Here is a 26,546-nt window from a genome sequence, read left to right as displayed (position 1 = left end):
TTATTACTCGTCATAACTCGCCTGTCCCCTATTTCCGGCACAGACTGGGTGCCTGATTTCCAGTTTGTGGGATGGGACGTCCTTATAAAAAGCACCGTAGAAAGACATGCGGAAAAATTTTTTGTACACAAAACAACCCGGCTATGGTGGGAAAACACACTTTTCCCGGAAAAAATTTAACATTTTGTTCTGGAAACTGTTGCGCTAGCAGTCTATGCTGCCAAACATGACACTTTCCTCACCTTTTGTTGATGTTGCCGCACTTAAAGACATGACAACCACCGCCGGCAAGATCGCGGACTTCAAAGCACGACGCGCTGAAGCAGGCCAGCCCATGGGCACAAAAGCTCTGGATAAAGTTAAACAAGCCGGCAGGCTCACGGCTCGCGAACGGCTCGATTACCTTCTAGATGAAGGCTCTTTCATTGAAACGGACCAGCTCGCACGCCACCGCACCTTCGACTTTGGTATGCACAAAAAACGTCCCGTCACCGACGGAATTGTAACCGGCTGGGGCACTATCGACGGCCGCGAGGTATGCATATTCTCCCAAGACGGAACCGTTTTCGGCGGTGCCCTCGGCGAGGTGTACGGCGAAAAAATGATCAAGATTATGAAGCTCGCCGTGGCCACCGGACGGCCCCTTATCGGACTCTATGAAGGTGCAGGTGCCCGCATTCAGGATGGCGCCGTATCACTAGACCTCATCGCCCAGACTTTCTACCACAACATCAATGCCTCTGGAGTGGTTCCCCAGATCTCCGTCATTATGGGAAGTTGCGCGGGCGGAAACGCCTATTCCCCAGCTCTCACTGATTTTGTGGTGATGGTAGACCAAACATCCAAGATGTTTGTTACCGGACCTGACGTTATTAAAACAGTAACAGGAGAAATCATCTCCCAAGAGGAACTGGGCGGCGCCAACACCCATATGTCTGCAGCCGGCAACAGCCATTTCACTGCAGCAAATGATGAAGAGGCCCTCGATTTTGTTCAAGACCTTGTAAGCTTCCTCCCCTCTAACAATCGCAGTGTCACCCCGCGTGAAGATTATGATCAAGAAGCAGGAAGTATCGAGGATAATCTCACTCCAGACGACTTGAGACTCGACCACATCATTCCGGATTCCCCCTCAATCCCCTATGACGTCCGCAGCGTCATTGAATCCCTAACAGACGATGGCGGATATCTGGAGATTCAGGCCGATCGCGCAGAAAACGTTGTTGTGGCATTCGGGCGGATCGAAGGCGAATCAGTAGGTTTTGTTGCCAATCAACCCACCCAATTCGCCGGCTGCCTCGACATTGATGCGTCAGAAAAGGCCGCACGCTTTATCCGCACATGCGATGCCTTCAATGTCCCCATCGTCATGCTTGTCGACGTCCCCGGGTTCCTCCCCGGCGCAGGCCAAGAACATAACGGAATCCTGCGTCGTGGCGCTAAATTACTGTACGCCTATGGCGAGGCTACAGTTCCAAAAATCACCGTCACCATGCGGAAAGCCTACGGCGGAGCATATTGCGTCATGGGATCCAAAGGCCTAGGCGCTGATGTCAACCTGGCATGGCCCACCGCCCAAATCGCCGTGATGGGGGCAGCCGGAGCCGTAGGATTCCTACACCGACGCGAACTCATCGCAGCAGCCGAGAATGGCGACGACGTTGTGGCTCTCAGCGAGGCTCTAGAGAGGGAGTATGAAGACCACATGCTCAACCCCTATCTCGCTGCCGAACGCGGGCTTATCGACGCAGTCATTTTGCCCAGCGAGACCCGCGGGCATATTTCGCGCAACCTCCGGCTCCTCAAAAACAAGCACGTGCAGCGCCCAGCACGCAAGCACGGAAATATTCCGCTATAAGGTTCTACCAACGCTAGAACCCGGTCCGTGCGCAGAGACCAACTCCCAAAGAGTTTTTCCGCGCCGGACCGTTCCCCTACCACCCCCATATATCTGTAAAAAACTTCAAAGCATCTACCCCCAAAGAGGAAAATTTTTGCTGGTCGAGAGCCCTAATTCTGGCGACTTCTCCATATAGCAGAAAAAACCTCTAGCAACATACCGAAGTTTTTTGAAACATCTCACAATTTTTGGGTACTACCTTTACACTATTGAGTCATGACTGCCGCAACGATCAATGGTCAGGGAGCCTCGGCTCCCGATCTCACCACCACTGCCGGAAAACTCGCGGATCTTCGCTCCCGCCTCGCCGAGACTGTAGCCCCTATGGGCCCAGCCTCGATTGAGAAGGTACACGCAGCGGGAAAAAAGACCGCTCGCGAGCGTATCGAGTATCTCCTCGACGACAACTCTTTTGTCGAGGTCGACGCATTAGCCCGCCATCGTTCCAAGAACTTTGGGCTTGACGCTAAGCACCCTGTTACAGACGGCGTGGTTACCGGCTACGGCACCATCGATGGACGTAAAGTCTGTGTCTTCTCCCAAGATGGCGCCGTCTTTGGTGGCGCATTGGGTGAGGTATACGGCGAGAAGATCGTCAAGATCATGGACCTAGCCATCAAGACCGGCGTCCCACTTATCGGCATTAATGAAGGCGCTGGGGCCCGCATCCAAGAAGGTGTTGTCTCCCTCGGCCTTTATTCCAAGATCTTCTATCGCAACACACTGGCGTCTGGCGTTATCCCGCAGATCTCCCTCATCATGGGAGCTTGCGCCGGCGGGCACGTCTATTCCCCGGCTCTCACCGACTTCATCATCATGGTGGATAAGACCTCCAAGATGTTTATCACCGGTCCTGACGTAATCAAGACCGTCACCGGCGAGGAAGTCACCCAAGAAGAATTGGGTGGAGCCCACACCCACATGTCCACTTCTGGCACCTCTCATTACACCGCTTCCGATGACGCAGACGCATTGGATTGGGTTCGCGATCTCGTGGGCTTCCTGCCATCCAACAACCGCGCAGAGGCACCTAGGGAAGCTGCTGATCTTATGGTTGGGTCGATTCAGGAGAACATCACTGAATCCGATCTTGAGCTGGACACATTGATCCCCGATTCCCCAAACCAGCCGTACGACATGAAGGACGTCATCTCTCGCATTGTTGATGACGGCGACTTCTTCGAGGTCCAGGAACACTATGCTGGCAACATCATTATCGGTTTTGGCCGAGTAGAAGGCAGAAGCGTAGGCATCGTGGCCAACCAGCCCACCGAGTTCGCCGGCTGTTTGGATATCAAGGCCTCAGAGAAGGCAGCTCGTTTTATCCGCACATGCGATGCCTTTAACGTTCCGATCATCGAGTTCGTGGATGTCCCGGGATTCCTACCTGGCACAAGCCAAGAATACGACGGCATCATTCGTCGTGGCGCCAAGCTGCTTTACGCATACTCCGAGGCAAGCGTTGGCAAGATCACGGTGATTACTCGCAAATCCTATGGCGGCGCTTATTGCGTGATGGGGTCAAAGGATATGGGAGCGGATATCGTACTTGCATGGCCTACCGCCCAAATCGCCGTCATGGGTGCTTCAGGCGCAGTAGGATTCATCTACCGCAAGGAACTGAAGAACGCCGCAGCCAATGGACAGGATGTTGTCGCACTGGCCAAGGAATATGAAAAGGAATACGAGGAAACCCTAGTCAATCCTTACATGGCAGCCGAGCGCGGCTATGTGGATGCCGTTATTCCACCAAGCGAGACCCGTGGCCAAATTATAGAAGGACTACGCCTGCTTGACCGCAAAGTTATTAATATGCCGGCCAAGAAGCACGGTAACATTCCGCTTTAATATTCGAATATGTCTTTTAGGGGCTTGGTGCCGCTAGCCGTCGCATATCTAACCGCACCAAGTTCTTATCCTGTTCACCCCATGGCCAGAAGGTATTTTCTATGTCTGACACGTCCACTACAACCGCAGAAGCAGCCCCGGCCAAGAAGCCCTTTCTCACCGTGGTAAAAGGTAATCCGGACAATGTTCAAGTTGCAGCAATCACCACCGTGATCGCTTCCCTTGCTCAGGACGCAGAGAAAGCCGCCGCTAAAGACCGTGATCGCAACCTCTGGGGCAATGTTGAAGAGCGGCTACAACGTCCCACAACGTACAACCCCACAGCCTTTCGGAATGTAAGTTTCTACTAAGCAAACTTAGAAAAATCCGACAATACACCCCCTTCTTTTATTACTCCATATTGGAGAAGGAGGGGGATTACCTGTAGATAACAGCCATTTTCTTCCATTTCCCCATTTGGCAATAATATTGGTGTAAGTTAATTTTAGTTAAGTTCCGATTGCAAACGTTTGCACCAAAAGCAGGTTTTATGGAAGCTCCTCGTACTCCCAGCACGTCTTATCCGCGTCGCCGCCGCCAGTCAACAACGCTTAAAGACATTGCCGCTGAGACCGGTTTTTCTATCAGCACAGTGTCCCGTGCCCTCGCGCACAATCCAGTGATTCCAGAGCCCACACGTACGATCGTCGCGGAAACCGCTAAAAGACTCAACTACCGCCCCAACGCACAGGCAAAAGCGCTCCGCAACCAAAAAACAAATCTCATCGGCGTTCTGCTGCCCAATATCTGCAACCCATATTTCAATACCCTTGCCTTTGAGATCCAGCAGGCCGCGCGCGCCAAAGGCTATAGCACGATTCTCTCCAACACAGATGAATCTCCTAGCGTGCTCAACGGCGCGCTCGATACGATGAACAGCCAGCAAGTCGACGGCATCATCGTGGTTCCCCATATTCAATCCGCAGAGAAAATCACAGAGCTTGCAAACGCCGGGGTCCCCATCGTCGCAGCAGACCGAAGCGTCCTTGGAAGTTCTGTGCCTTCAGTTACCTCGGATCCGCTCCCAGCTATGAAGGAAGCTATCCGACTCCTCAGCCTAAACAACCATGCAAAAATCGGCTACCTAGCTGGCCCTCAAGACACTTCCACTGGCAGAGTACGACTCGAGGCAATTACTTCCATCAAGGAAGACCTACGTATCCCTTCCCCCGACGTCTATTTCGGCGGGTATCACTATGACGCTGGACGCGCAGGAACTCTCGAGCTTTTAGACCGCGGAGTCAATAGTATTCTCACAGGCGACATGATGATGGCTGTCGGCGCGCTGAGCGCTATCTATTCCCGCAAGCTGAAAATTGGTAAAGACGTGGCGCTTATTGGTTTTGATAATGCAGCCGTGTTTACTCTCCAGGAATCACCGCTTACTGTCATTGATCAGCAAGTGGAAACCATCGGACAAAAGGCCTTCGAGTTGTTGTATTCCATCATGAAAAATGACACGATGCCTGACTCGGTTGTCGTCCCTACTGTGCTCAAAGTCAGAGATTCCCACACGCTAACTTAAAAACGCGTTCCTACAATAGAATCAAACAAAGGTCCGGCGACCATCCCACCAGTTAGGAGTAACCACCATGCTAAAGACTGTTGCCGTCATAGGCTCCATCAATGCAGATTTGAGCGTGCGTGTTCACCGGCCTCCTACGCCGGGAGAGACCGTCCTCGGCATGGATAGTTCCATTTCTCCCGGTGGAAAAGGCGCGAATCAGGCAGTAGCAGCAGCACTCCAAGGTGCAAAAGTTGTCTTCATCGGCGCTGTAGGTAAAGATTCCTACGCCGAACCTGCTATGGAGTTGCTGCGCGCCTCCAGCGTATCTCTAGAACATGTCTCGGCTGTCGACGGCCCCACGGGCAGCGCAGTAATCACAGTTTCTGATGACGGAGAGAACTCCATCATCGTGATCCCTGGCGCAAATGCTGCTGTCGACGCCGCTTATGTGGCCAAAAATGCAGAAGCTATCGCAGGTGCGGATATCGTACTTCTTCAGGGAGAGATTCCTGCCGATGGATTCCTCGAAGCGATAAAAGCAGCAACTGGTCGCATTGTGGTCAACCTTGCTCCCGTTATATCCGTGGATCGTGAAGCTTTGCTCAAAGCAGACCCACTCATGGCTAACGAGCATGAAGCCAACCTCATTCTGGAGCAACTGGGCAGCAGCATCAGCAGCGATGACCCGCACGAGCTCGCTCAAGAATTGTTAGCCCAGGGTTTTGCCTCGGTTGTTCTCACTCTAGGTAGTAAAGGCGCGCTTGTGGCAGATCCTCAGGCCAGCGTCATAGTTCCGTCACCAAAGGTAACCGCAGTGGACACAACTGGAGCTGGGGATGCCTTCGCTGGCGCCTTTGTGGCTCAATTGCTCAGCGGAGCGTCTTCTGTAGAAGCTGCACAGCACGCCGTCCGGGTCGCCGCCTATGCCGTGCAGTATCGAGGCACCCAGGTCTCCTACCCTAACGCGGGCGCCGAACTCCCGCGTTAGCCCGGATAAGATGTAAGGAATGAGAATCGTCCTTGCATCTGCATCACCGTCCCGACGCGCAATTCTTCGCTCTGCCGGCGTAGATCCCATCATCGACCCCGCTGAGATTGATGAGGACAGCCTCCTTGAACAATGCCAAGGACAACAACCGGAGGATATAGTCGCACAACTCGCCACGGCAAAGGCGCATGCCGTGGCGAGCCGACACCCCGGCGATGTAGTGATCGGTGGGGATTCCATGCTGCTGCTCGACGGAAAGCTACAGGGAAAACCGCACACCGTCGAGCGTACGATTCAACGATGGCTAGAGCAACGCGGTCGCACTGCTCACCTCATTACTGGACACTGCATTATCAACGGCGCTGCTGGTGGGGCGTCGACAAGCTATCAGCATGTGGAGACATCTGTTACCAAGATTCGCTTTGCCCCAGCCAGCGACAGCGATATTGAAGCCTACGCTCGGACCGAAGAGCCATTGCAGTGCGCAGGGGCGTTTACACTCGAGGCGCTTGGAGGCTGGTTTATCGACGCCATCGACGGCGATCCTTCCAGCGTTATTGGTCTTTCTCTGCCCGTTGTTCGTCGCGCTCTCTATTCCTTTGGTTTGAATGTCTCAGATTTCTGGAACATACAGATTCTGGAAGAATGACGGCATGACACAATTCAATGATATGCTCGCACCCCCGCCCGTCATGCTCCCGGAAGACGAGGCAGCTGCTGAGCCAGAAATCACCGCAGCGGTAGTGCTCCGGCACCCTGCGAGCCCCCTCGCGTGGGCGCTCCTGGCGGAATCACGACTCGACGCCATCACAACAACTGATGCCGACGCTCTGGCTGCGGCTTACGCCTTTGCCAGGACCGGCTACCACCGCAGTCTTGACAGGCTGCGCGCGCATGGCTGGAAAGGATGGGGACCCGTGCCCTATTCCCACGAGCCCAACCGAGGAGTTCTGCGCGCCATCGCAGCTCTGGCGCGGGCTTCTCAGCTCATTGGCGATCAATCCGAATACGACCGCTGCCGGCAAATGCTTTCCGACGCCGATCCCGAGTCAGTTGCCACGTTGCTTTAAAAACTGCTGTGTTTAGGAAAGAATCGTCGATTCTTTCCTAAACCTTGCCCACGAACGTGCCGATCTGGGCCCAGAGAAGCGGGACAAGAGACAACGCGTAGGCGTCAGAAATATGGTTTCCGTCGCGATAAACGTAGATGTTTCCTATAACAGCTGGACAAAAATCATCTGGACAGAACCAGTCTGCTGTATCCACGGACAGCATCGAGTCTGTAGTGAAAAACTTCTGAGACGGATCTGTGTCGGCGTACACCTGCGAACGCGGCAACCCGCACTCCTCGATGCTCCCACCATTTTCCACGCACTGGGAGACCATCCAGCCTTCTCCCTCGGCGAGAACAAACCATGGGTTATCCCTTAGCCCAATAAAAGGAATCTTTTCTTTTTTAAGAAATTCCCAGAACGTGGGGTAGCTCTGAGGAACTTCATCCTGGCTATGGCCTTTTTCTAGAAGCGGTCGGGTGGAATTACTGATCACCAGGTTAGGGCGATCTTCTTTAATCCGTTCAATGACTTTCTGGTTAAAAGTTGTGCATTCTTGAGAGAAGACGTCGTCTTTTTCTTCCTCATATATAGGACACCCCTGGCGCACGAAGGGGACAATTTTTATCCCATGCTGCTTTCCGATCTCGTCCCATGCAGCCATCCATTGTTCGGCGTGAGAGCCACCTACTAAGTACGCTACTTTTTTAGCGTGGATATCACCGTACAAGCAATGATCGGGCCCTAGTTTATCGTTGGCAATAACCTCTGGGTCATCACCGAGCAAAGAAATACAGCCGTCAGTCCACGCCGGCGACAGAGTATTAGCAAGGACAAAAGGATCGGGTTCAAAGGGAACATTGGGAACTCGAACGCCCTTGAGTGCAGCTGCCCCCGGGTATAGCGTTGGGTTGAGCTGTGTTCCACTCACGCGGTCGATTTCTTCTTGCCATACGGAAGGAATCCACACTGCCGTCCCACACAGCGTGGCCACGCACAGTCCCGCGACGGCACGAATGCTGCCGCTGGGGGTGGAAAGAGAAGCCACTGCCGCCCGGCTACGGCCTTCCAAAGAAACCGGACGCTTTGCGTGCTGTTTAAACGGTTCCTCGATGAACACGTGCGTGATCTGCGCCAAAAGGATAGAAACAACAACCACGCCAAGTCCCAAGGCCACGCTCGGGCGTTTTTCTCCAAGATAGGCTGTGGAGACAATCAGAATTGGCCAGTGCCACAGATAGAGGGGGTAGGCAATCTTTCCCAGCCACAGCATAAAACGATTGCTGAGCCAGGATGCGCCTTGTCCGCCACCGAGAATCACGAGGGTGGCACCGCCGAGTGGGAAAAGTGCGGCGGGTCCGGGGAAGAGCGCTGCGCCGTCGAAAAGCAGTCCTGTAGAGACCACCATCAACAAGCCCAGATAGGTAAAAGCAACGCTTAACCGTTGGGTAAGCCTGAGCTTTTCGGCGTATAAAACGAGTACCGCACCGAGGGAAAGCTCCCACAAACGTGACCACGTGGAGTAGTAATTCAGCGACTGGTCTTGCCAATGCAGGTACACCGCATAGCCAAATGAGCCTATGGTGACCAGGATCAGCGGGATACCTGCGGCTAGACGCAGCGTAGTAACGACCCTCCGGCGACGATGCATCAATTTTATGCCGACTGCCAGCACCCAGGCAAAGGCGATAGCCATCAGGTAAAACTGCCCCTGGACGGCCATCGACCAGAGGTGCTGTAGCGGGCTTGTAGTGCTTGATGCCGCGCCATAGGCTGCGCCTTGCGTTGCAAGCTCCCAGTTTTGGAAGTAGCCGATGCATGCCAGAAGCTGGTCGGACAGATTGGTGGTTCGTAGTTCTAGTATCCACAAATGTACAGCCAATATCGTGGACATCAGCGTAACCAGCAGTGCAGGGAAAAGCCGGCGAATTGTCCGCCAAACAGGCCACCATGGGTTCAAACTCGCGTTTGGTTTAGTCGCATATCGTAACTGCGATCCAAGAAAGAAGTAGCCAGACAATAAAAGAAAGACGTCAACGCCGCCGGAGACACGGCCGACGAAAACATGAAATATGACGACAAAAGCGATAGCGATACCGCGCAGGCCGTCAAGATCAAACCTGTATTTGGTAGCTTTCGCTTTCGATTGTTGAGTTGTCCCAGCGGCCATTGATACCTGAGCTTTAAACTATCCCGATTGTGGTGCCTAAAAAAGTCCTTTTATTTCTTACCAAATCAACACCGCTTTACCTATTCCGCACATAGTCGTATGGCCGACGCACAGGACTCTTGTGTTGCTTTGCGCTCGACATCATTGTCGAGCGGCTCCTGCCCCTCCCCTGGTTGGGGGAGGGCAAAACAGAGGCTGGAGTTATAAACTCGCGAACGGGCAGACAAAATACGCAACAAATTGCGCGCTCTGCACCGCCCGCTACGCCCTTGACGTTGAGAAAGAGACGGTTACGCGTTCTCTTTTTCCGCCTTCTTTTCCACGCGTTGGATTGCCTCTTCAGCTACGAGTTCTTGGATTCCCATGTCCAACTCGGAGGTAAAGCCAACGCACGAGCAGTTAATTTCCCCTAGAACGTAGGTGTCTTCACCGTTGGGGCCGTCGGCAAGCATGAAATCGGCGGTCCAGATCAGCGGGATATTGTCTCCACCGAGTTTCTCTGCGATCACGGGACGGGCGTTTGCAAACATATCCACGAGCGACTGCCAGGCCTCTGGCTTGTCATAGGTGTACTTTGCGCCAGAGAAGAGGGTGGCAGAGAAGTTGTCTCCACCTGCGGCTGGTTTCTTATGCACAACAAATACCGGATGAGGGCCAACAAGGAGAATACGAATCTCCCCTTCCACAATGCGTGGCATAAAACGCATGTCCACCAGCATGCCGTTGTCACCGATGATGTATTGATCACAGAAATCCATGAACTCACCGAGCTCGCGAAGCTCTGTGTGGTTGTCCACTGCCTCGGTACAGCGCAGCTTGGTGTCCAATGGCAGTGCGGTTCCCGGGGCGATAGAAGCCGCAAGTTCTTTATCCTCAAGCTGCACGCGCCAAATACCAGAACCTGTGGAGCCACGATTTTGTTTAAGTACGCGCTCCCCATAAGACAAAGACGTGGGGAAAGTGCTGTGGAAGGACTCGACGTCATAATACGCAGCGGTATCCGAGGGAACTAGGTCTGTGTCCCTGAGTTTAACCAGGGCATCCTTTGCGCCGTATTCCATCATCTCCACGGGAGTGGACATGCCTACGAGGCCGGCGTCGGAAAGCTTGGTCAGAAGCTCAAAGTACCCCTTTTCCCCGCCAGGAATATTGCCTGGATTAACCCGGGAAATATACCCATCAAAGTTCTGCGAAACATAGTCAAACAGCTGTTCAGACCACTCGGGGCGGTAGAAAACCACCTCAGAATGCCACCCTTTTTCTTTGATCGCATTCACGATGGGCAGAGTATCTTTGCGGTGACCGTTGAACTGCTTATCGCTTCCGCCTTCTACTTCAAAAACAACGATGCTCTTGTGCATGCACATAACCTTTCGGGGATCTTCGGAGGCCTTCGGGACCTACGCATGTCCGCGATGCCTTAAAACACCTCGAACTATTAAACGAGACAACTGCTACCCAGCCGCCTAGAGAGGATCAGCGATCAACAGGACACAACAATGCACATAACGTGGCACTACTTTTCAAATCCGCCCCCACGACACACCATCGTTCACCGCTGTTATCGTTGCAGGCTTTGCGACGCCAACGGCAACCAGCCCGTTAACTAAAGCTATCTGAGTTTCAGCTGCATAGGACTGCCATGTTGTTGCTGGCGTGACGCGCGGATTTATAGTCTCGTGTCACACACCTTATTTTCATCGTATTAGATCTCCGACCCACAAGGATCACAACAAACACGGCAGTAATGAAAAACACATCTTTAATTTTGCGTGACGTACGACCCGTCTATTGCATAAGCTAGACATGTCTCGGTTGTAAAAGTTCAGGACCTGACGTCACAGTGCAGGAAGTGGGGAATTACATAAAAAGGAACGCACTAGACGACATCGTCGAAGGCTCCTCCATGCCCGTTCCCCACCACTACAACATGATCAAAAATAGTTACGGTGGCCACATCGTGATGATTAAGGCACTGACCTCCATCCACCGAGTGGTTTAAGATTTTTGATATCTATCAAGAAATGCATTCACGTTCCATTAATCATCCGTATTTCATGTAAGCGCAAAGGTCGTCCAATGCCCGCACCCTACGATCCCCATCCTCTGTTTCAGGACTACGCACATCCCGAGAAACTCGTCTCTGCCTCGTGGCTCAGTGCTCGACTGGGCACTAAGGGGCTCCGAGTTGTGGAGTCCGACGAGGACTCTTTGCTCTACGACATCGGGCATATCCCTGGCGCCGTACGCATCGACTGGGCAAAAGACCTCAACAATAAAACGATCCGCGATTACATCACGGGCGAAGACTTTGCCGCGCTCATGAGCGCTAAAGGCATTGCCCGGGATGACACAGTGGTCATCTACGGGGACAAATCCAACTGGTGGGCAGCCTTTACCCTATGGATTTTCGAGCTTTTTGGCCATGAGGACGTACGCATCCTCAACGGTGGCCGCGACGCCTGGATGGCAGAAGAACGCGACACTTCCTATGCGGTACCCGAATACCCCGCTACCGATTACCCCGTTATTAAGCGCGCCGACCATCCAGATCGCATTTATGTTCAGGAACTCCTAGAAAAACTGGGCACGCCAAAGCTTATCGACGTCCGTAGCCCCGAGGAATATAACGGCACTGCCGACGCCGACTCCCCCTCTTCTGGGGTCCTAAGGCGGGGGCATGTCCCCACTGCAGTGAATATTCCTTGGGAAAAATCCGTACACCCCAATAGCCGCTTCCGCTCTGCCGAAGAGCTCTCCGCTCTTTATGCGGAGATCCCCAAGGACGCCGAAACGGTTGTTTATTGCCAAGTGGGAGACCGCGCAGCACATACATGGTTCGTTCTAAAACACCTGCTTGGATATGATTTTGTTCGAAATTATGACGGCTCTTGGGCTGAATGGGGCAACATGGTCAAGATGCCCATCGCCACCGGAGATGAACCGGGCCAGGTGTAGGACGCTATAATTACTTTCAGCAGCAAAAGCTCCTACAGTTAAATCTCTGGGAGCTTTTGCTTTGAAAAAGTGCCGAATGTGCAACAATATGTGATGCACAACGCATCGATATTCAACGGCCTGCTGAAGATTTAGTAGTCCACTCTGCATAATCGATAACCGTTCGGACCTATGCGATAAATGCGGCTGCAAAGACCGTCGTCGCATAAGTCAACATACTTTCACAAGAACTAGGAGAGCTTCAGTGTCTGTGGAACAGAAGAAGATCACGAAGGTTCTCGTTGCTAACCGCGGCGAGATTGCCATTCGAGTCATTCGCGCCGCGCGCGACGCCGGCATCCCAAGCGTTGCTGTGTACGCAGAGCCAGACGCCGAGGCCCCTTTCGTGTCCCTGGCAGACGAGGCCTTTGCTCTCGGCGGGCAGACTTCCGCTGAGTCTTACCTCGTTGTAGAAAAAATTCTCGACGCAGCCCGCAAGTCCGGTGCCAATGCTATCCACCCCGGATACGGCTTCCTATCTGAAAACGGTGACTTTGCAGAGGCAGTCATCGAAGCAGGACTGATCTGGATTGGCCCCTCCCCACAATCCATCCGCGACCTGGGAGACAAAGTTACGGCTCGCCACATTGCTCTTAAAGCGGACGCGCCGATGGCCCCAGGCACCAAGGAACCTGTTAAAAACGCAGCTGAGGTTGTGGCCTTTGCAGAAGAGCACGGCCTCCCCATTGCTATCAAGGCAGCCTTTGGTGGCGGTGGCCGTGGCATGAAGGTCGCCTACACCATGGATGAGGTTGCAGACCTCTACGAGTCAGCTACCCGCGAAGCCGTTTCGGCATTCGGCCGCGGCGAGTGCTTTGTGGAACGCTATCTGGACAAAGCCCGCCATGTTGAGTGTCAGGTGATTGCAGACCAACACGGAAACGTAGTAGTCGCTGGTACCCGCGATTGCTCCTTGCAGCGTCGATTCCAGAAGCTTGTGGAGGAAGCTCCCGCACCGTTCCTCACCGATCAACAGCGTACTTCCCTTCACGAGTCCGCAAAGCGAATCTGCCGTGAGGCCGGATACTACGGTGCCGGCACCGTGGAATACCTCGTAGGCGCCGACGGCCTCATCTCCTTCCTTGAGGTCAACACACGCCTCCAGGTGGAGCATCCAGTTACTGAGGTAACCACCGGATTAGATCTTGTCCGTGAACAGTTCCGCATCGCCGAGGGGCATGAACTCCATATCAAGGAAGACCCCACACCGCGTGGACATGCTTTTGAGTTCCGGATCAATGGTGAAGACGCAGGCTCCAACTTCATGCCAGCCCCAGGAAAAATCACTAAATACGTTGAGCCTTCCGGCCCCGGCGTGCGCATGGATTCCGGCATCGTTGAGGGTTCTGTGATTGGCGGACAATTTGACTCTATGCTGGCAAAGCTCATTGTCTACGGAGAGACCCGCGATGAGGCCCTCCAGCGAGCACGTCGCGCTCTCAGTGAGTACGTTGTAGAGGGTATGCCAACTGTGCTTCCTTTCCACCGGCACATCGTTGAAAACCCCGCCTTTGTTGGTAACGACTCCGGCTTTGACGTCTACACCAAGTGGATCGAAGAGGAATGGGATAACCCAATTCCTGCTTATGTGGATCCCGCTGACGTTGCAGAAGACGAGGAAGCAACCCCAAGCCAAAAGGTTGTCGTGGAAATCGACGGCCGTCGCGTGGAGATTGCACTACCCGGCGACCTCGCACTGGGAGGCGCTGGTGGCGTAAAGAAAAAAGCCAAGAAGCGCCGCGCAGGTGGCTCCAAAGCAGCTGTATCCGGCGATGCGGTGGCAGCACCGATGCAGGGCACAGTTATCAAAGTCAACGTAGAAGAAGGCGCTGAAGTTGCCGAAGGCGACACTGTTGTAGTGCTCGAAGCTATGAAGATGGAAAACCCAGTCAAGGCACATAAGTCCGGCACCGTCACAGGGCTTGTGGCCGCCGCAGGCGAAGGTGTGACCAAGGGACAGGTTCTGCTCGAAATTAAATAGCGCACCAGGCGATTTTTATCCGTTTGAAGGCCGCATGCTCATCGATGTTTTCGTCGTAAAGCGTGCGGCTTTTCCACGTCTACGCAACCATTGAACGGCGTTCTAGAATATGTGCTATGGAACCAACCGATATCAACGGCGGGCGCTTCTATGCGCGTCCTCTGCATAACGACGACCGAATCGACGACACCCCCGCCATCCGGCTAATCGACGCACACTTTGATGTCGACCAAGCCCACCACCGTTGGCACGATAATTCCATGTACTCCTGGGCAGTGTGCGAACAAACAAATATCGATATGATTGCTCTCGCGGTCCTCCACCTGACCACCACGGAACACGGACTAAGCGGGATCCTTGACATTGCTCCCGCGGGAGACCCTGCTAGGGAATTACCTAACGACCCTATCCTCGACCAAAAGACGGTCGGTGACGGGGTACATGAGATCCGGGGTCCCATCGAACGGTGGTGCGAGGCGCACGGCATCACCCTTACTAGGTAGGAAGGAATCGTCGATTCTTTCCCACCCGCGTAAGCTATCTTGCTTTGTGACGCTTTACGCGCTTCCTCCGCGCCTCAAAGAAAAGTAATCAACCAAAGATAGGACGTTCCGTGGCGACTTCATCGCAACGCATCCCCGAGCCATCCCAAGCACACGTTTCTTCCAAACCGCGTGTGGGGTTAATCCTTGGCGTCGTCGTTGTTGCGGCGATGATCATGATTCTGAATGAAACGGTGCTGTCGGTCGCGCTTCCGTCAATCATGGCTGATTTTGGGGTCACAGCCGACGTTGTTCAGTGGCTGGCTACTGGATTTTTACTCACCATGTCGGTCGTGATCCCAGCGACTGGCTTCCTGCTCCAACGTTTTACTACCCGGATGAACTTTTTAACTGCTGTGGGCCTGTTCATCCTAGGCACGCTGATGTGTGCCATAGCCCCCGTCTTTTGGGTGCTGGTCGCGGGACGAATCGTGCAGGCGATGGGCACCGCCATAGTGCTACCACTGTTGATGACGATGACCATCACGTTGGTGGAGCCAGCCAAACGCGGCACGATGATGGGCATCAACTCAATCGTCATCTCAGTAGCTCCTGCTTTTGGCCCAACTCTCTCAGGTTTTATCCTGAATTCTTTATCCTGGCACTGGTTGTTTTGGGTAGTGATTCCAGTAGCTGGAGCTGTTTTTATTCTGGGATTTATCGTAGTGACCAACGTGCAAGACGTTTCTCGTGTTCCTTTTGATATAGCCTCGCTAGCCTTATCAGCCTTGGCCTTCGGAGGGATCATCTATGGTTTTTCTACTATCCGAGAGCTTGTCGACGCCCACTGGCCACCCGCCGCAGTCTTCCTCATAGGGCTGACCTCTCTAGCCTTCTTTGTGCGTCGGCAGCTGCGTCTAGCGCAATCGGGTCGTGCCCTTTTAGATATGTCCCCTTTTACAATCCGCAACTTCGTCTTATCCACGATAGTCCTCATGTTGGGTCTCACTGCGCTCTTGGGAATGGTGAATGTGATCCCGATTTATTTGCAGGAAGGAATCGGCGTTTCTGCCCTAACCACCGGCCTGGCACTACTGCCCGGGGGTTTATTCCAAGGCCTAGTTTCACCTTTTATTGGCCGAATCTACGATCGCGTAGGCCCCCGTCCCTTGGTGATTCCCGGCGCGGTTTTCATGTTCGTGTCAATGGTTGTTGCAACCCTCATGTTCACTGCTGAGGCTTCGGTGATGATTGTGGTCGTTGTTCATTGTCTTTTCTGCGTGGGACTTGCTTTTGTGATGACCCCTTTGATGACGGTCTCTTTGTCGTCCCTTCCGTCTCGTCTCTACGGGCATGGTTCGGCGATTGTGAATACGCTGCAGCAGCTAGGTGGCGCTATGGGAACTGCCGTGATGATCGGGATTATGACCATCGTTGCGATGCGTTCCACGGCAGCCCCCGCAATAGCGCAGTCGGAGGGTACAACTACCGCATTCGTGGCCGGAACGGTTTTCGCTGGACTGATTCTAGTGACTTCGCTCTTTATCACCCCCGTCACCGTCAAGGTCCATGTCAGCAAGACCGAGTGATAATTTTGTGTGCCCACGCCCAAGGGCGGCCACTTACATACGAGTGGCCGCCCTTGAACTTGTATAGGTCTTAGCTAATAACCAGAAGTAGGTCTCCGCCTTCGACCTTGGTGGGTTGAGTCATAACGATGCGCTCAATGGTTCCGTCTTTGGTAGCCGAGATGGTGGCTTCCATCTTCATGGCCTCGATAACGGCAACGGGATCCCCTGCCGCAACATTCGCACCAGGCTCTGCTGTCACCGTGACCACGCCAGAGAACGGTGCTGCAACATGGCCAACATTGGCGGTATCCGCTTTTTCTGCAGAGGCAGTAATAGATTCGACACTCCGGTCACGAACAAGAATCGGACGGATTTGTCCATTGACGTTGCACACAACATTCCGCATGCCCTTCTCATCGGGCTCACCGACTGCATCGAGTCTTACAATCATGGGAACGTTGTTGTCCGCGGTATGGATGACGGTCTCTTTTCCTTCCACCAGGCCATACAAGAATTCTGCGTCACCCAGTTTGGTGGTGTCACCGAACTGACGACGATGCTCCGAAAACTCCTGTGCTGGCTTAGGGAATAACAAACGATCTAGAGTCCCGCGAACAGTAGCTTGATCAGCCAGTGCTGCGGCTTCCTCAGCGGGCAGCTCAGCAAGGGTGTCCTTTGACTCTTTGCGTCCGGAGAGAGCCTTATTGCGTAGCTCTTCTGGCCAGCCACCGGGAGGAGTTCCCAATTCTCCCCGGAGGAAGGCAATGACGGAGTCAGGAATGTCATACTTTTGCGGATCGGCCGCAAAGTCTTTGGGGTCGACTCCCGCCCCCACCAGATAAAGGGCTAAGTCGCCGACAACCTTGGAGGAAGGCGTGACTTTAGTAGGTCGCCCGAGCATCTCATTAACAGCAGCATAGGTATCTTCTATGAGCTCAAAGCGGTCAGCTAAGCCCAAGGCTGTAGCCTGAGCCCGCAGGTTGGAAAGCTGACCACCCGGGATCTCGTGAAGGTAGACGCGGCCGGTTGGCCCGGGGGTTCCGGATTCAAACGGCGCATATAACTTACGAACAGCTTCCCAGTACGGCTCCAGCGATCCCACGGCGTCGAGAGAAAGCCCGGTTGAACGGTAAGTGTTATCAAAGGCCGCCACGATGGCAGAGAGCGATGGCTGCGATGTGGTACCGGACAGCGGCGCGGAAGCACCATCCACCGCATCGGCGCCGGCAGCAGCAGCCGCCCAGTAGGTGGCCAGCTGTCCGCCTGCGGTGTCATGAGTGTGAACGTGCACGGGCAGATCAAAATTCTTGCGCAACTCGGTGACCAGTTTGGTGGCGGCGGCGGGCTTCATCAGACCAGCCATGTCCTTAACAGCCAGGATGTGAGCGCCTGAATCAACGATTTGCTCAGCAAGATTGAGGTAATAATCCAGGGTGTAGAGCTTCTCCTTGGGGTTAGTGAGATCCCCCGAGTAGGCCATTGCAACTTCCGCAACTGTGGTACCGGTGTTGAGGACTGCGTCGATAGCCGGACGCATTTGGGAGACGTCGTTAAGAGCATCAAAGATACGGAAGACGTCTACGCCGGAGCGAGCCGCCTCGTTGACAAAAGCAGCACACACGGAATCCGGGTAAGGGGTGTATCCCACGGTATTGCGCCCACGCAACAGCATCTGGATATTGATGTTGGGCATGGCCTCACGCAGGTGATCTAGGCGCTCCCACGGGTCCTCGTGGAGGAATCGCATAGCGACGTCATAGGTTGCACCGCCCCAGGCTTCAACGGAGAGAAGCTCAGGCGTGAGACGCGCTACGTGGCGGGCGGCGTCGATAAGCGTGTTAGAGCGGACGCGCGTAGCCAGCAGCGACTGATGGGCATCGCGGAACGTGGTGTCAGTGACTGCAAGTGCATCTTGTTTACGCAGAGCACGTGCAAACTCCACCGGTCCCATTTGAAGGAGTCGGTCGCGGGAGCCCCTGGGTAATTTTCCTTTGGATTCTACGGGCAGTTTCTCCACCGGATTGACCACAGCTGGGCGTATCCCGTGGGGTTTATTTACTGTCACGTCTGCAAGGTAATCAAGGATCCTGCCCTGCTCATCATCCGCCGGAGGAGCCTGGAGCAACCATGGGTGATCCGCGATAAAACCGGTGGCTATGCGCTTGGATTGGAAGTCTTCTTCACGCAGCAAAGCACGCAGGAATCCAATGTTCGTAGCCACACCAGAAACCACGAACTCCGCCAGCGCACGCTGCGCACGGGCAACCGCCGTTTCAAAATCAGCGCCGCGGCACGTCATCTTTACCAGCATGGAATCGAAGTTCGGGCTGATCTCTCCACCAAGCATTGCTGCGCCGTCGAGACGCACACCGGCGCCCCCTGGAGAGCGATACGCCGTAATAGTTCCGGTATCTGGCCGGAAACCATTATTGGGATCTTCAGTGGTGATACGGCACTGCAGAGCGGCGCCCTCAGTATGGATGTCCTCCTGGCGTAGCCCCAATTGTTCTAGCGTCGCACCAGCAGCAATCATGATCTGTGACTTAACCAAGTCCACCTGGGTGACTTCTTCCGTCACCGTGTGCTCCACCTGGATGCGGGGATTCATCTCAATGAAGACATGGTTTCCGTCCTCATCAACCAAAAATTCCACGGTTCCGGCACCCATATAGCCAATATGTCGAGCAAAGGCCACGGCATCTGCACAAATCTTGTCCCGCAAATCAGGGTCAAGGTGCTGTGCCGGCGCAATCTCCACAACTTTTTGGTGCCGCCGCTGGAGCGAACAATCGCGTTCATAGAGGTGAACGATATTTCCCTCGGCATCACCTAGGATCTGAACCTCGATGTGCTGTGGGTTGATCACAGCGCGCTCGGCATAAACGCGGCCGTCGCCGAATGCAGCCGCAGCCTCACGAGAGGCCTCTGCTGCCAGTTTTTCCAGATCTTCCGGCTTTTCTACGAAACGCATCCCTCGGCCACCGCCGCCCGCGACGGCTTTAACAAAGAGCGGATAGACCTGATCTTTGGAAAGAATCGCCAATTCCTTCGGATCATCTGTAGGTTCGGTCTCCGTGAGAGTAGGAAGTCCTGCCTCACGGGCTGCGGCTACGGCCGCCGACTTGTCGCCTGTTAAATCAAGTACTGAGGGCGGCGGGCCAATAAAAGTGAGCCCGTTTTCCGCACATTCCCTGGCTAATCGGGCGTTTTCTGAAAGAAATCCATAGCCCGGATAGACGGCATCCGCGCCTGTTTGCTTGGCTGCCCGAATGACCTCATCAATGTCTAGATATGCCTTAACTGCGGACCCGCCCTCACCAATGAGAACAGCCTCCGAGGCGAATGACCTGTGGAAAGAGTTCCGATCTTCCATGGGGTAGACAGCTACCGTTGAAGCCCCAGTCTCAAAAGCAGCACGAAAAGCACGAACTGCAATCTCGCCGCGATTAGCGACCAAAATCTTGGAAAACGACGTCGGATGATGCGTAGCAGTTTTCTGCGTGGAGTGATGCACGGCTAAAGAGTCCTTGTGTTTTAACGAGACACGTAACCCTACCCATAAGCCTAGCTATCCCCCTCGGGCTTACACCTCGGATAGGCACCGACACGGTGTTCCCACAGACAGAAAACCTGGTTTGTGAGCAGAGTTACAACGACGGTTGTTGAGTTTACCCACTCGCAACAAAAGAGTCAGCACAGGTTTCTGGTTAACAGCATATTTCACACTTTTACTACACCTTTTATGCAAAGTTTGCCAAGGTTTTTTAATCTATAGAGCGCGCACATACAAGCGCCTAAATGCGGTTTCTCACAACAGCACAAGAGCTTTCCCTGTAAAAACATCTCTCCCCCACCCCTATTTTGTTTGATTCGTCGCGGATGCCCCTACAACAGGGAGAGACAGCAGATCTTTCTCAGTAGATATAACCCGTACGCCCCACAAGTCGCATCATCCCCTACTGCCCGGATATTGCTTTTCCGGGCCCTGCAGGATCAGAAGGACTAAGCGGGGCTATAAGAGGCTTCAAATATAGGCGTTATTCCAGATCGTCATGGCTCACAAGCTGCCGCGCGGCTTCCGTGATAGAGCCAGACATCGAAGGATAAACAGCAAAGCTTTCTGCCAGATCAGACACGGTGAGTTGGTTGGTCACAGCAACTGCGATCGGAAGGATCAATTCTGAAGCTGTAGGAGCCACCACGACACCGCCGATAACAATGCCCGAATGCCTGCGACAGAACATCTTGACAAAGCCATGGCGCAGCGAACGCATCTTTGCACGAGGATTGGTCTCTAATGGGAGGATCACCGTACGGGCGTTAACGTCACCGGACTCGATTTGGTGTTGTGTCACGCCAACTGCCGCAATCTCCGGGCGGGTAAATACCGCAGTGGAGACAGTTTTCAAGCGCAGCGGCTTCACGCCTTCTCCAAGCGCGTGGTACATGGCAATACGTCCCTGCATGGCGGCAACAGAAGCCAGCGGGAACAGGTCGGTACAGTCACCGCCGGCATATACACCGGGAACATTGGTGCGAGAGACACGGTCTACGCAGATATGACCCGACCGAGTCATCTCTACACCGATTTTTTCCAATCCTAGATCCTTGGTGTTAGGAATTGAACCTACGGCCATAAGAGCATGGGACCCAAAAATCTCACGGCCGTCGGAAGTCCGTACGCACACACCGCCATCTTCAGTGCGAGAGACAGAATCCACACGGGCATGCTTTTCCAACGAGACGCCTCGTTCAGCGAGCACCGACTCCAGGGTATCGGCTGCGTCGGCATCGTCGTGAGGCAAGATACGGTCGCGTGAGGCCACCATGGTCACCTTGACGCCTAGCTCTGCGAACGCTGAAACAAATTCCGCACCGGTCACTCCTGATCCGACCACAATAAGATGATCGGGAAGATCCTTCAGGTCATAGAGCTGTCGCCAGGTGAGGATGCGTTCTCCGTCTGGCTGCGCACCAGGAAGGATACGCGGGGTAGCACCGGTGGCTACGAGGACCAGATCGCATTCAATGGTCTCCACGGTGCCGTCGTTAAGTTCGGCCTTTATGTAGTGGAGGGTCTGCTTCGGGTTGTAATCGTCAAAGGATCCCCGCCCATCGAGCACCCTCACGCCCTGATTAATCACGGAACGGCGAATGTCCCCAGATTGTTCCCTTGCCAAGGCCTGCACGCGAGCATTCAGCGCGTCCAGGAGAAGATTGGCCTCGCCTATCCCCTTGTTCAGCCCCATATCATCTGCACGGCGCAAGTCTGTCTTGATGTTTGCGCCCGCGATAAAGGACTTTGATGGCACGCAATCGTTGATAACGGCGGCCCCGCCCAAGCCACGATCTTCAATAATAGTGATGTCGGCGCCGTATTTGGCACCAGCAAGTGCGGCCTCGTATCCAGCAGGGCCGCCGCCGATAATGACGATTCGAGTCAAAATTCCTCCAGACATGGGTGGGGCTGGTTTAAGTTCATCCGCCCATAGTCTAACGCAGTACATGACGCGTCATGTGACATACGACAAGCCTGCGGCTAAAACAGGGTCAGCTCAGTTTTGAGCTTTTCGACGCCACTGCGTTTTACCGCGAAGGCTGGGAAAAGAGTTCAGCATTGTGGTTATACCGATCCACAACTGAGCCAAATAATTTAACACCGACCGCAATGCAGCGCTCGTCTATAAGGATGTCCGCCTGATGCAGGTCACCGGGTTCTCCGATCCCATCCCAGCATCCCAGACGCGCCATCGATCCCGGCACGTGTTCGAGGTACCACGAAAAATCTTCGCCGCCGGATGACTGCGGTGCCTGCACCACTGCGTTGGGGTCTATACTGCGGGCGACGTCGGCAAGCAGTGCCGTAGCCACATCATCGTTGAGCACAGGAGGGACTCCCTTATGATGCACGATAGATACCTCGCACCCCGTGGGCATAAGGACTTGCGGAATCAATTCACGGAGCAGCTCTCCCATTGTCCGCCACACAGTAATATCCGCGGTACGGATCGTACCGGTCACCGAGCCAGATTCCGGGATAGCATTAGGGGCATAACCTGCGTTAATAGAACCAAACACTAATACCGTACCGGTACGAGGGTCCACACGCCTAGAAAGTAGTCCTGGCAGGTCAACCACCAGTTTAGAAAGGGCATACACAACATCCACAGTGAGGTGCGGACGCGAGCTATGCCCGCCTGGTCCCGTGACATGAACCTCGACGACGTCAGATGCGCTTGTGATGGCTCCCGTACGCACGCCTACATAACCGACCTTAAGCTTGGGTTCTGCATGGATTGCAAAGATATTGGCTATTCCTTCCAGCGCCCCATATCCGATCACATCTGGAGCTCCCCCATCCATGACCTCCTCTGCCGGCTGAAAAATCACGCGAACACCAATATTAAGTTCTGCCGAGGCGAGTGCGCATGCGGTGGCTAGAGCTATTGTCGCGTGGACATCGTGCCCGCAGGCGTGCATAACGCCAGCATTGAGGGAAGCATAATCAAGATCATTCTGCTCGCTGATGGGGAGAGCGTCTATGTCTGCTCGGAACGCCACTTTTTCTTCTGTATTCGGCCCAACGTTGACCATCAAACCAGTTGTGGGGAACCTTATGGGGCTCAGGCCATAAGATATGAGAGTCTTAGCGATAAAATCAGTGGTAGCAAACTCCATATGCGATAGCTCAGGATAACGATGCAGGTGCCTGCGCCATCCAATTACTTCCTCCTGATGATCCGCGATCCAAGCGTTCACATGCTCGGAAATCGAAGTAGCCACGATCAACCCCTTTCACTCTCGATTGCTCATCCTAGAGGGTCGACCACGAAAAGCTACCCATCTGGCTACCTATATGGCGCTCAAACCAGCACTGCGTAGCAAATGTACTACGCCCACAATGGTCCCGGCGCGGCAAAGCCACAGTCAGGAGGTGCCAGCGCGCCAGGAAAGAAATCTCTAAAATTATAAATTCAGGTTATTAAGATCTCGGTCCATTTTTCCGCACTTCCGCAGTTCTTATCCGTTCCATCAGTTCACGTGCGAAAAGAGGCACAGTATGTCCTTAAGATTTGGCACAGCCGGCGTCCGAGCCCCCGTCGGCCCAGCTTCCAACCAGATGAACGTAGGAAACGTCACCAAGTTCACCTCAGCGGTAGCCATGTGGTTAGCGGAGCAAGCAGCGGCGTCTCCCACGCCTCATGCAAGGACTTACCCTCAGGACCTGATCAAGGGAATCGGCGACGTCTTCCACGATGATGCCGCTCCGCTGCGCGTTGCCGTGGGCTACGACGCCCGCTATGGTTCACACGCCTTTGCTACTACAACAGCAGAAGTATTCGCCGGGGCCGGGTTCGAGGTCTTTCTCATGCCCATGCCCGCTCCCACTCAGCTCATCCCCTGGCTCATTCGCAAATGGGAACTCGATGGTGGCGTCCAAATCACCGCGTCCCACAACCCAGCCGCGGACAACGGCTACAAGGTTTACTGCCACAACGGAAGGCAGCTTATCGACGCCAGCGCGCGCAGCATCGAGGCTATTTACGATGGAATAGACGATTCTTCCCAGATACCGCGCGTCTCCGTACGGCCGAGCTCAGATCTTCTCCGCCGTTACATCGATGATGCGGTCTCCACAATTATCCCCGCACAAGCGGATTTATTACGGGTAAACTCCGACCGGGCTAATCTCCGCGTCGCTTTTACCGCTATGCACGGCGTGGGCGGTCGCACTTTGCAGGTCTGCCTCCAGGCAGCAGGCTTTGCACAAGTTTTTCCTGTCCGCTCTCAGTTGTATCCCGACCCCACCTTTCCCACTGTGGACTTTCCAAATCCGGAAGAGCCAACGGCAGTGGCTGCTTTGCTTGAACACGGAGAAGCTGTTGACGCCGATGTTCTCATTGCCCTAGACCCAGATGCCGACCGCTGCGCTGTGGGGATCCGCACCGAACACGGCACTCTTCGAATGCTCAGAGGCGATGAGCTAGGCCCTTTGCTGGCTGCTCGGCTTGTTCCCAATTGGAGCCCGGAAGATGCTATTCCACAACCGGTCGTGGCTACCACTACTGTCTCCTCTCAGCTGCTTAGTGTGATGGCCAAGGACCGCGGATGGTTGTATCAAGAGACCCCCATTGGCTTCAAAAACCTAGCGGCTGCGGCAGCCTCTGCGGCGCAAGATGGTGGTATTGCCTATGCGTGCGAAGAAGCAAATGGCGTGGCCCCAGATTTGCACCGAGTAGGAGACAAAGACGGCGTGGTCACAGCTCTTGTGGCATGTGCATGGGCTGCAGAGCTTAAGGGATTAGGGCTAGGGCTTCATAGCGCGCTTCATGATCTTTACCGTCAATATGGCTATTTCACCGGCACCCAGATCGCGGTAAGAACCATCGACCCTGCAGAGCTTGTTTCCGATTGGGTTGCCAACCCTCCTGAGCAGCTTGCCGGACTTGCTGTCACAGCTACCCAACTACCGGAGATTCGCGGACTCAAGCTCAGCGGCAGCAACGAGGATGCCTCGATCAGAGCTATTGTTCGAGCATCAGGCACTGAATCCAAAGTCAAAATGTACCTGGAGGTATCTCAGGCCACCAGTGTTGAACAGGCCGAGGAACTTCTTGCCCAATTGTGCGATGAGATGCGGAGCCGAGCCCTGCGCTTTTAATGAGTTTTCGCAGATGCACACATCACCCGGTGGCATCTCCAGGTGTTGCTTTAGGCCCCGAGGGATCGACAAAGCGGGGATTCTCTCCCATGCGCAGTCCATAAAGGTGTTGGATATCAAAAGCTAGCGTGTCCTCAGGGGCTGCGGGCCACACCAGGTCTACGCCAAGATCGGCGGCATTGTCTTTGCAGATGTCCTGCACAATGTCCGTGGCTGCGGGGAGAAGAACTGCAGGCGGCACGTGGAGAGCGCGAGCTAAACGATAGACCGTGGACATCGTAGGGTCGGCCGATTTAGTCACACTATTCTCGTTGCGCTCAAGGTTGGAGATTTGGTTACGGCTCACATCAGAGAGTTCTGCAAGCCGATCCTGGCTCAGGCCACGCATCTTACGGAGCGTGCGCAATCGCACGCTCAACGCATGACCAAAACTCGGCCACTGCTGCCAACCATTCACCATGCAACACACACTGCCCACTGCAATTGGCAAAGTCCGCACAATGTATTGGGCAAGATCTTGACCGTTACAGCTGAGCCCTGTTGGGAAATATTCCCTAATTTTAATATGGCTCGCAGTGGATTAATAATTTACATGTTATAGAAAGTGGTAGAGGCTATACGCCTCTGAATACAGCGCAGCTCGGCAAGGGGAAGCTAACCTCTAAAGATCGATATTGCGTGGTCCGTAAAGACGATCACCTGCGTCGCCAAGGCCCGGCACGATATATGCATTCTCGTTGAGCTCAGGATCAATCGTTGCAGTGACCAATCGACATGGCAGTCCCGACCCTGCAAGGGCATCGACTCCCGCTTGAGCAGACACCATGCACACCGCAGTAATATCTGTTGCGCCGCGATCGGCCAGCAATTTAATCGCATGCAACAACGAGCCACCTGTAGCAAGCATAGGGTCTACACAGAACACTGTGCGGCCAGATAGGTCCGCCGGAAGTGCTTCTAAATATGGCACCGGCTCGTGAGTCTCTTCGTCTCGGGCGAGCCCCAGAAAACCCACTTGCGCATCAGGAATCATCGACAACGCTGGATCCACCATGCCTAGGCCTGCGCGAATGATAGGAACGATGATCGGCGGATCCTGCAGCCTAATTCCTTGGGTATCGGCTACAGGTGTGCTCATCGGAAAGTTTTCCACCTCCAAACTTCTGGAAGCCTCATAGATCAGCATTGCACCAAGGTCCGCTAGCGCTGCACGGAATCCAGCGTTATTAGTGCGCTTATCTCGCATAATGCTTAGTCGGGAAGCCGCGAGGGGGTGGTCGACGATCGTAATCTCCATGCCCCCTATCGTAGCCTCCTTATAACTGGGAACCAGAACCACACTCGCAAAC

General features: G+C 54.2%; 20 protein-coding genes. 13 read left to right on the top strand and 7 right to left on the bottom strand.

Annotated features, from left to right (window positions below; genetic code table 11):
- Positions 1-226: 226 nt before the first annotated feature.
- From CpATCC19410_RS02500 to CpATCC19410_RS02470, 7 genes are all read left to right on the top strand, one after another.
- Positions 227-1,858, top strand: coding sequence for an acyl-CoA carboxylase subunit beta (locus tag CpATCC19410_RS02500; protein ID WP_014522134.1), 1,632 nt, complete (start codon positions 227-229; stop codon positions 1,856-1,858).
- Positions 1,859-2,116: 258 nt separating this feature from the next.
- Positions 2,117-3,748 (top strand): acyl-CoA carboxylase subunit beta, encoded by a 1,632-nt coding sequence (locus CpATCC19410_RS02495; RefSeq protein WP_014522361.1) that lies wholly within the window; start codon positions 2,117-2,119, stop codon positions 3,746-3,748.
- Between the two features lie 101 nt (positions 3,749-3,849).
- The gene (locus CpATCC19410_RS02490; protein WP_013241346.1) at positions 3,850-4,098 is read left to right on the top strand and encodes an acyl-CoA carboxylase subunit epsilon; all 249 of its coding nucleotides are present in this window, start codon (positions 3,850-3,852) and stop codon (positions 4,096-4,098) included.
- A gap of 179 nt (positions 4,099-4,277) precedes the next feature.
- Positions 4,278-5,312, top strand: a complete 1,035-nt coding sequence (locus CpATCC19410_RS02485) for a LacI family DNA-binding transcriptional regulator (RefSeq protein WP_013241345.1) — start codon at positions 4,278-4,280, stop codon at positions 5,310-5,312.
- A 67-nt stretch (positions 5,313-5,379) separates the two neighbouring features.
- Positions 5,380-6,282: a ribokinase gene (locus CpATCC19410_RS02480; protein WP_013241344.1), complete on the top strand. Its 903-nt coding sequence runs from the start codon at positions 5,380-5,382 to the stop codon at positions 6,280-6,282.
- Positions 6,283-6,301: 19 nt separating this feature from the next.
- The gene (locus CpATCC19410_RS02475; RefSeq protein WP_013241343.1) at positions 6,302-6,931 is read left to right on the top strand and encodes a Maf family protein; all 630 of its coding nucleotides are present in this window, start codon (positions 6,302-6,304) and stop codon (positions 6,929-6,931) included.
- 4 nt (positions 6,932-6,935) lie between these two features.
- Positions 6,936-7,352 carry a DUF3151 domain-containing protein gene (locus tag CpATCC19410_RS02470; protein WP_013241342.1) on the top strand — a complete coding sequence of 139 codons (417 nt, stop codon included), beginning with the start codon at positions 6,936-6,938 and terminating at the stop codon, positions 7,350-7,352.
- 37 nt (positions 7,353-7,389) lie between these two features.
- Here the strand turns inward: CpATCC19410_RS02470 and CpATCC19410_RS02465 are convergent, their stop codons facing one another.
- Together CpATCC19410_RS02465 and CpATCC19410_RS02460 are read right to left on the bottom strand one after the other, a co-directional pair.
- Complete coding sequence (locus tag CpATCC19410_RS02465; RefSeq protein WP_013241341.1) at positions 7,390-9,504, bottom strand: acyltransferase family protein; 2,115 nt, start codon at positions 9,502-9,504, stop codon at positions 7,390-7,392.
- Positions 9,505-9,794: 290 nt separating this feature from the next.
- Entirely contained in the window at positions 9,795-10,865 is a 1,071-nt protein-coding gene (locus CpATCC19410_RS02460) for a Cj0069 family protein (protein ID WP_014401021.1), read from the bottom strand.
- A gap of 491 nt (positions 10,866-11,356) precedes the next feature.
- Here CpATCC19410_RS02460 and CpATCC19410_RS10795 point away from each other — a divergent pair, with 491 nt between their 5' ends.
- The 5 genes from CpATCC19410_RS10795 (at position 11,357) to CpATCC19410_RS02440 (ending at position 16,553) form a co-directional block, all read left to right on the top strand.
- The gene (locus CpATCC19410_RS10795) at positions 11,357-11,506 is read left to right on the top strand and encodes a hypothetical protein (RefSeq protein ID WP_162281814.1); all 150 of its coding nucleotides are present in this window, start codon (positions 11,357-11,359) and stop codon (positions 11,504-11,506) included.
- Positions 11,507-11,583: 77 nt separating this feature from the next.
- Entirely contained in the window at positions 11,584-12,462 is an 879-nt protein-coding gene (locus CpATCC19410_RS02455; protein WP_013241338.1) for a sulfurtransferase, read from the top strand.
- A 244-nt stretch (positions 12,463-12,706) separates the two neighbouring features.
- Positions 12,707-14,482, top strand: a complete 1,776-nt coding sequence (locus CpATCC19410_RS02450) for an acetyl/propionyl/methylcrotonyl-CoA carboxylase subunit alpha (protein WP_013241337.1) — start codon at positions 12,707-12,709, stop codon at positions 14,480-14,482.
- A gap of 116 nt (positions 14,483-14,598) precedes the next feature.
- Positions 14,599-14,985 (top strand): hypothetical protein, encoded by a 387-nt coding sequence (locus CpATCC19410_RS02445; protein ID WP_013241336.1) that lies wholly within the window; start codon positions 14,599-14,601, stop codon positions 14,983-14,985.
- Between the two features lie 110 nt (positions 14,986-15,095).
- Complete coding sequence (locus CpATCC19410_RS02440; protein ID WP_013241335.1) at positions 15,096-16,553, top strand: MDR family MFS transporter; 1,458 nt, start codon at positions 15,096-15,098, stop codon at positions 16,551-16,553.
- A 70-nt stretch (positions 16,554-16,623) separates the two neighbouring features.
- On the opposite strand, the gene CpATCC19410_RS02435 is transcribed toward CpATCC19410_RS02440, so the two are convergent.
- The 3 genes from CpATCC19410_RS02435 to CpATCC19410_RS02425 form a co-directional block, all read right to left on the bottom strand.
- On the bottom strand, positions 16,624-20,049 hold the full coding sequence (locus CpATCC19410_RS02435) for a pyruvate carboxylase (RefSeq protein WP_013241334.1): 3,426 nt from the start codon (positions 20,047-20,049) through the stop codon (positions 16,624-16,626).
- 523 nt (positions 20,050-20,572) lie between these two features.
- Positions 20,573-21,994: an NAD(P)H-quinone dehydrogenase gene (locus tag CpATCC19410_RS02430; RefSeq protein ID WP_041481571.1), complete on the bottom strand. Its 1,422-nt coding sequence runs from the start codon at positions 21,992-21,994 to the stop codon at positions 20,573-20,575.
- Positions 21,995-22,121: 127 nt separating this feature from the next.
- Positions 22,122-23,318 (bottom strand): amidohydrolase, encoded by a 1,197-nt coding sequence (locus CpATCC19410_RS02425; protein WP_014401019.1) that lies wholly within the window; start codon positions 23,316-23,318, stop codon positions 22,122-22,124.
- A gap of 277 nt (positions 23,319-23,595) precedes the next feature.
- On the opposite strand from CpATCC19410_RS02425, the gene CpATCC19410_RS02420 reads away from it, so the two are divergent.
- On the top strand, positions 23,596-25,197 hold the full coding sequence (locus tag CpATCC19410_RS02420) for a phospho-sugar mutase (RefSeq protein WP_013241331.1): 1,602 nt from the start codon (positions 23,596-23,598) through the stop codon (positions 25,195-25,197).
- A 22-nt stretch (positions 25,198-25,219) separates the two neighbouring features.
- Here CpATCC19410_RS02420 and CpATCC19410_RS02415 read toward each other — a convergent pair whose 3' ends face one another.
- Both CpATCC19410_RS02415 and upp read right to left on the bottom strand, forming a co-directional pair.
- Complete coding sequence (locus CpATCC19410_RS02415; RefSeq protein WP_013241330.1) at positions 25,220-25,657, bottom strand: helix-turn-helix domain-containing protein; 438 nt, start codon at positions 25,655-25,657, stop codon at positions 25,220-25,222.
- Positions 25,658-25,858: 201 nt separating this feature from the next.
- Positions 25,859-26,494 carry a uracil phosphoribosyltransferase gene (gene upp / locus CpATCC19410_RS02410; RefSeq protein ID WP_014300503.1) on the bottom strand — a complete coding sequence of 212 codons (636 nt, stop codon included), beginning with the start codon at positions 26,492-26,494 and terminating at the stop codon, positions 25,859-25,861.
- Positions 26,495-26,546: the final 52 nt, after the last annotated feature.

Origin of the sequence: Corynebacterium pseudotuberculosis (genome assembly GCF_002155265.1) — a bacterium.
GTDB lineage: Bacteria > Actinomycetota > Actinomycetes > Mycobacteriales > Mycobacteriaceae > Corynebacterium > Corynebacterium pseudotuberculosis.
The sequence above is the reverse complement of the archived record's forward strand: the minus strand, read 5'-3'. Positions and strand labels throughout refer to the sequence as shown.